6 protein-coding genes are annotated in these 6,622 nt (G+C 33.2%); 4 read left to right on the forward strand and 2 right to left on the reverse strand.

Features of this window, described 5'->3' with window-relative positions:
* Window positions 1-23: 23 nt before the first annotated feature.
* Window positions 24-1,823: a S41 family peptidase gene (locus L1967_RS18685; protein WP_249603026.1), complete on the forward strand. Its 1,800-nt coding sequence runs from the start codon at window positions 24-26 to the stop codon at window positions 1,821-1,823.
* 96 nt (window positions 1,824-1,919) lie between these two features.
* Here L1967_RS18685 and L1967_RS18690 read toward each other — a convergent pair whose 3' ends face one another.
* Window positions 1,920-2,747, reverse strand: a complete 828-nt coding sequence (locus tag L1967_RS18690) for an IS982 family transposase (RefSeq protein ID WP_249603027.1) — start codon at window positions 2,745-2,747, stop codon at window positions 1,920-1,922.
* A gap of 515 nt (window positions 2,748-3,262) precedes the next feature.
* On the opposite strand from L1967_RS18690, the gene L1967_RS18695 reads away from it, so the two are divergent.
* From L1967_RS18695 to L1967_RS18705, 3 genes are all read left to right on the forward strand, one after another.
* Window positions 3,263-4,483: an alpha/beta hydrolase-fold protein gene (locus tag L1967_RS18695; protein WP_249603028.1), complete on the forward strand. Its 1,221-nt coding sequence runs from the start codon at window positions 3,263-3,265 to the stop codon at window positions 4,481-4,483.
* Between the two features lie 409 nt (window positions 4,484-4,892).
* Entirely contained in the window at window positions 4,893-5,381 is a 489-nt protein-coding gene (locus L1967_RS18700) for a Crp/Fnr family transcriptional regulator (RefSeq protein WP_249603029.1), read from the forward strand.
* Between the two features lie 163 nt (window positions 5,382-5,544).
* Complete coding sequence (locus L1967_RS18705) at window positions 5,545-6,354, forward strand: alpha/beta fold hydrolase (RefSeq protein ID WP_249603030.1); 810 nt, start codon at window positions 5,545-5,547, stop codon at window positions 6,352-6,354.
* A 147-nt stretch (window positions 6,355-6,501) separates the two neighbouring features.
* On the opposite strand, the gene L1967_RS18710 is transcribed toward L1967_RS18705, so the two are convergent.
* On the reverse strand, window positions 6,502-6,622 hold a 121-nt coding region (locus L1967_RS18710), incomplete at its 5' end, for an IS3 family transposase (RefSeq protein ID WP_249603031.1).

A 6,622-nucleotide genomic window follows, 5' to 3' on the forward strand; every position in this document is an offset into this window, starting at 1 on the left:
ATCAATAAAAAATTGAATTCACTATGCACAAATTTCTATTACTTTCGATTTTCTTATTTTTTAAAATAACTATTGGATATACGCAACAGCCCAATGATAAAGCTGAAAATAAAAATATACAACAATTTATCCAGATTTGGGGATTGGTGAAATACAGATCTCAAAAAAGCATAACAGGACAATTTGATGCCGATAAGGTATTTTTAGAATTGATAGATACTGTAAAAAAAGCCGATAAAAATCAGTTCAACCAACTTATGATAAAACTGTCAAAAGATATTGGTACAAAATCAATTGTTTCAAACCAGACTTATCCTAAGTCAAAATTGATTAATGGACCTTACCTAATTAATAATGTGGACTATGACTGGATTAAAGGCAAAAGTTATTCTTCGCTATTAAAAAAACAATTAGAAGATTTGTCCAATACAATCAACCATACAGGTAAACATCATTATGTACCTGAGGTTTTTCATGATGGTGATCTACCAAACGAAGCAGCTTATCCCAACTACACCTTTAATTCTCAGGCGATGAACCTATTAACATTGGCAAAAGCCTGGAATGCTATAGAATTTCTTTTTCCTTATAAGTATGTAATGGATAAAGATTGGAAAGAGGTGTTAGCAGAAATGATTCCATATTTTAAAACTATCAACGACAAAACCAGTTATGAAAAAGGGGTATTGATGTTAGCTGTTGCCATAAACGACACACATTCTGCAGCTTTTATGTCACCTGGAAGCATGCAAACAAGTAACATTATCTTTAATGTTCGGTATTATCCTCCGTTTGATTACAAAGCAACGAAAAACGGACTTATTATAACTGAATTTTTAAACGATTCGCTGGCGAAAATCAGTGCGTTGAAGCCAGGAGATGAAATTGTAGCTATCAATGGCATCAAAATAAAGAAATGGTTAAAGGACCGCTCTTCGTTTTTACCCGCTTCAAACGATGCGGTTACGTATAGAGAATTGAGTACATCCAACAATACCAGAGGAGATGTTTTTGCTTTTAGTGATTTGAATGGTAATATTTTAAACGTAAAAGTGAAGAGGCAAGGAACCAAAATAAATCTAAGGTTAACGCTTTTGGATCGAAAAGAGCAACAAGATATCCAAATTATTCAAGATCATATAAAAAGAGAATGGGCTCAAGAAGATGCTTTAAAAGGTATAGAGACTATCGGAAATGATATTACCTTGATAAGAGCAGGAAATTTTTTTGATCAAGATATCCCAGAGGATAAAGATATGCCTCAGTTATCAACCGAATTGAAAAGCAAAAAAGCGATCATTTTCGACATGAGAAAATACCCACAGTCGCCTGGATTTTTTGGTTATTATATTCCAATGCTATTGGGTAAAAAACCTTTTCGATTTGCGCGCTATTATGCGGTAGACCTAAGACAGGTAGGCATTTTTAAATACAAGGACGAACTAGATACCTATATGCGGGTTTCGGATAATGGGGATAAACCTATGGGCGATCTTTACACAGGCAAAATAGTTATCTTAACCAATGAGCATACCCAAAGTATGGGAGAATGGTTCACCATGATGTTAAGGCAATTCAACAATAATACCACTGTTATGGGGAGCCAAACTGCCGGAGCTGATGGTGATGTAAAAAGGATTGCCCTACCCGGAGATTATCAATTTAGTTTTACAGGCAACGGCATTTTTTATCCTGATGGGAGGGAGACGCAACGCATAGGGATTAAGCCAGATATTTATTTTGAACCCGCTATAGAAGATTTGGGTAGAACAACCGATGCGCATTTACAGAGAGCTATAAAATATATTAGGGAAGGGATGTGAGATTGGGGATTTTTCAAAAAATTATAGAGCTTAATTTTGATTTTCAATAATATTTAAATTGATTATCAGTAATTTATAATAATAAACTCGAGTTTCCTATTCTAAAATACATTTATCGACCTGAAATGCCATTACAAACAAGATCAATTTTAGGAGAAACCCATTGGCCGTTACAGCGTTTATGTGCCTTGGCATCAAAGCACTGATCTGACTGATTGTAGTCTCTATCCTTTTCCTCATATGTTCTTTAATAAAAGCCAAAGCAGGAGTATCTTTTCGTTTTGAATTTGATTTTCTACTGATTTGTAGGTCAACCTGTTCGACCTCTCGGAACATATCTTCAATCTCATAGTTGGTATATCCACTATCACCAAAAAGGGAACTTTCCGGGGGCAGGTCGTGGTACATCCTCCCAAGGATCTGTGAATCATGCTCGGCACCTTCCACCAGGTACATTTCTACCGGAATACCATCGGCAGTGGTGACAAGTTGGACCTTTACCCCATAGAAATGTTCCCGCTTAGAGGCATTATAGCCCCTGTATTTCTCGTCCCTGAAGAGTTTGCACCGACTGATCCTTATATTGTGACAAGCCTTGACAGGGAAGGAATCAATGATATATTCCATTTCACAACATAGGTATTTGAAGACCTTGCCTATACGCAAAAGGATGAACATTAAGGTTTCCTTTAGCTTGTGCAGGCGTTTGGTAGATCCACTCTTTTTGATAACCTGATCGAAAATATGGCTATGCATGTAGTCCAATGTCAAAGATTGGTTGCCCCGGAAATAGAGGGCAGATACTAAGGCGGTGGTAATGACCTGCCCATCGGTGAATAATCTGTTATTGTGTTCCTTGTGATTCATTTCTTTTAGCAAATCGTCAATCAAACAATAAATTGCTATAACTTTGTCCTGGAGCATAGTAAGTACATTTTGAAGTTAGGTATCTCAAAATTAAGGACTTATTTTATGCTCCTCTTTTTTATTTTTTAGGAAACTCGAGTTAAATATTTGAATTTTCTTATTGGACTATTTAGTGATTTTTTCATAATAATTCTATTTTAATATTATTTGAAGAATGGAATGTACTGATGCAATTATTAATGTGAGCATGATTATTTTTTTTTGATTATGGAATGAAGATAATTTGGGATTGGTAATTAATTACTGAAAATATGATGAGTGGTAATTAGGGTATGTTGTACGGAAAAATGATCATTTTAAGTTTAAAAAGACTTATAATAGCTTTAATCAAAGGACTTTTTGATCTTTTTTAAGAGCGAGGCTATTTTGAATAAATTAAAAATAGGAGTCATGCCTGCGGTTTACTAAAACGTAGAATTAACTATCTACTCGTATAAAAAGTCATAACTTTAAAAATTCAAAAGGTATCTTAAGGGCTGGGTATTTCCAATAAAGTTGAAAAACAAATAAATATGAAAATTTATCTATTGATGTTGAGCTTAATATTGAGTAATTATTTGAGCTTTTCTCAAAATGATATTAGTATTGGAAAATCGGAAATTTTGCATTCAGATATCTTAAACGAAGATCGACAGCTTGAAATTCATCTACCCAAAAATTATAATAATTCCGATAAAGAATATCCGGTTATGTATCTGCTTGACAGTTATTATAATTTTACCCATACGGTCGGTGTCACTGAATTTCTTTATTTAAACCGGTTAATTCCTGAAATGATTATTGTAGGTGTTAGAAATACTCATCGTAATAGAGATTTAACTACAGATTCTTCACAGTTAAGTAAAGAGCAACAAGCTAGGATGGGCACTACTGGCGGAGCTGATCATTTTATCTCTTTTTTTAAGCAAGAACTAATTCCGCATATTGAAAAAAAGTATAAAGCTGCACCTTATAGAATAATAGTCGGCCATTCCTTAGGTGGACTATTTAATGTTTATACCTTTTTTAAGGAACCTAATCTATTTAATGCTTACTTAACTATAAGCCCTAGTCTATGGTATCCCAACAGCTTGATTTCAGAACAATTAGAAAAGGGGTTTACAATAAATCCAGAAAATCATACTAGTTTTTATATGACATTAGCTACTGAAAATTCAGGAACAATGCGAGGAAACACGTTGAAATTAAGCGGAACATTCGAGAATTATAAAATAACCCATGAAGATTCAAATCTACGATTTAAATATCAACCTATGCAGGAAGAATCACATGGCTCAACAAACTTACCCTCTTTATATAAAGGTTTAAAATTTATTTTCGAACCAACTTTATATGAAGTGCCTAAAAGTAAAGAAGAGATTTTAGCTCTGGGAGGGGCACTTGAAGTTATTGAAAAAACCAAAGAATATTACAAACAATTATCTCAAAATTATGGTTTTGAAGTTTCCAATGAATATGCTTTAACAGATCTTGGTTATTCATTTTTACGCATAGAAGAGTATGATAAATATGCGTTGAAGGCCTTTCAGGATGCCATTGATTCAAATCCTAATTCTTATAATGCATTTTCCAATTTAGGAAAGGCTTATGAAAATTTAGAGGAATTAGAGCAAGCAAAGCAGTATTATGAAAAAGCTTTAAAAATGGTGAAGGAAACCGGAGATCCTGAGTGGGAATTTTATCAAGTTGATTTGGAGAATTTAAAAAAGAAAATTCAAGATAAAAAAGAATAGGGTAGGAGTAAACTACTTTAGGGCAAACGCACGAGGCATTTGTTAGAAAATTATTTTTATTTAAAGGCATCCCGATATCGGGATCTGAGCATTTAATCTCGGTTATCGAGTAAAGCACAGCAATAGCATAGTCCACTAATGCGAAAAGCAAATTGAAATACTATTAAATTAAAGATGAATATCTACTTTTTATCCACTTTCGCTTCTATTCCTGCAAGTTTTTCATCTTAACTTCAAAGAGCTTTTATAGCAATTTATAGTATGTTATTCAACATACTATTTCTAATTAAGAATTATTATTATTGTCAGATTAATTTCTACGATTTATTAGTTTATGGAAGATTTTGAAAAATACATACATGAAAATTTAAAGCTTTCTGATGAGCTTATTAAAAAGCTCTTATCATCAATGGTTATACAAACAATCCAGAAAAAAGAGTATTTAATTACTCCTGGAAAAGCAGGTGATTTTATAGCGTTCGTAAATAGCGGAGTCTTAAGGTATTTTATCGGAAAAGATGGATCTGAATATAATATAGATTTTCATTTAGAAGCTACTTTTGCCAGTGCTTATTCCAGTTTTTTGACCGGAAAACCGGCTATAGGCTATCTACAGGCTCTTGAAGATAGCCAGCTTCTCATGTTAAGTAAAAAAAATTATGATGCACTCCTTTCAGAAAATACCGAGGCCTATAAGTTTGCTAAATTTATTAGTGATGATTATTTTCTTAGAAAGTGTAAACGGCAAACTTCCTTATTAATGGATTCGGCCATAGAGCGGTATCGGCTGTTGCTTGAAACTTACCCCGGCATAGAGCAAAAAGTACCACAATATCAAATCGCGTCGTATTTAGGAATAGAGCCAGAATCCTTAAGTAGGATAAAACCCTTAACATAGGTCAATAAATAAATTTTGATAATTTCTGATTTTTGAACCGTTAAAACAAAAAATGATGGTTTTAAAGAAAATACCAGTCCCTTTTATACTTCTAGCTTCTTTTTTGGGGAGCGCTCAATCTTTTCGGTCAACTTATCATTATCTGGATATTGATAATGAAAAAATGGCATATATAGAAAAAGGTGAGGGAGAAGTTATTTTATTATTATTATTGCATGGATGGCCTCAAACATCCTATACGTGGAGAAAAGTAATCCCTATACTTTCTAAGCACTATAAGGTGATCGCTTTAGATTTACCTGGTTTGGGAGCTAGCGATCCTACAACAAATTATGATAGTAAACATATAGCCTATAAGATACACTGTTTTATGATTAAAATGGGCATCGCTTCTTTTCATTTGGTTGGCCATGATATTGGCGCCTGGATTGCGACAACTTATAGTTTTCTATATGAAAACAACCTGAAAAGCCTTTGTTTAATTGATGCCGGTATTCCTGGATTCATTGATTCCTCGCTGTTTAATACTGATAATGCTCATAAAATTTGGCAATTCTATTTTAATCAAATCGAAGAACTCCCCGAATTCTTAATTGAAGGCAAGGAAAAAGAATATCTATCTTGGTTTTTTAATCAAAAATCTTTTATAAGGTCAGCAATTAGCTCAGATGATTTGGCAGTGTATGTCGAGGCCTATAAAGGAAAGGCTAAACTTAAAAATGGATTTAACTATTACAGGGCTTTTTCTACAAGTAGCTTTCAAAATAAAAAGCACCTAAAAAAGCTAACTATTCCTGTTCTGGCTATAGGTGGAGCACATGCTGTAGGTAATGGTTTAGGAAATTCCTTAAATAATATAAGCCATAATTTAAAGAGTATGGCTATTGATGATTGTGGGCATTACGTGCCGGAGGAAAGACCTGTATTGCTTTCTAAACTGATTATAGAAATGATAAATAATATTGAGAATTAAAAGTGATAAAGCATTGAAAATAAATATTATATCGTAATGTCTTTTTTCAATATTTTAGGAAAAAAAGGTGCATTTATTTTGTTCAAAATTTAAAACAGATAAAAAAAAATGGACTTGCAAGAAAAAGTCGGACAGTTTTTTTAAGATCTATGCTACATTATTAAATTGATAAAATTCTTGTTCTACTTCGTAAGGAGTTTTGTATCCCAAAAAGGAGTGTAATCGTTTCCGGTTGTACCATATTTCGATGTACTCAAATACAGCGGTC

Origin of the sequence: Zunongwangia pacifica (assembly GCF_023499215.1) — a bacterium.
GTDB classification, from domain to species: Bacteria; Bacteroidota; Bacteroidia; order Flavobacteriales; family Flavobacteriaceae; genus Zunongwangia; species Zunongwangia pacifica.

Excerpts from the sequence above, each read along its gene's own strand:
- L1967_RS18685 (WP_249603026.1), top strand. The coding sequence starts at position 24 with ATGCACAAATTTCTATTACTTTCGATTTTCTTATTTTTTAAAATAACT.
- L1967_RS18690 (WP_249603027.1), bottom strand. The coding sequence starts at position 2,747 with ATGCTCCAGGACAAAGTTATAGCAATTTATTGTTTGATTGACGATTTG.
- L1967_RS18695 (WP_249603028.1), top strand. The coding sequence starts at position 3,263 with ATGAAAATTTATCTATTGATGTTGAGCTTAATATTGAGTAATTATTTG.
- L1967_RS18700 (WP_249603029.1), top strand. The coding sequence starts at position 4,893 with ATGGTTATACAAACAATCCAGAAAAAAGAGTATTTAATTACTCCTGGA.
- L1967_RS18705 (WP_249603030.1), top strand. The coding sequence starts at position 5,545 with ATGGCATATATAGAAAAAGGTGAGGGAGAAGTTATTTTATTATTATTA.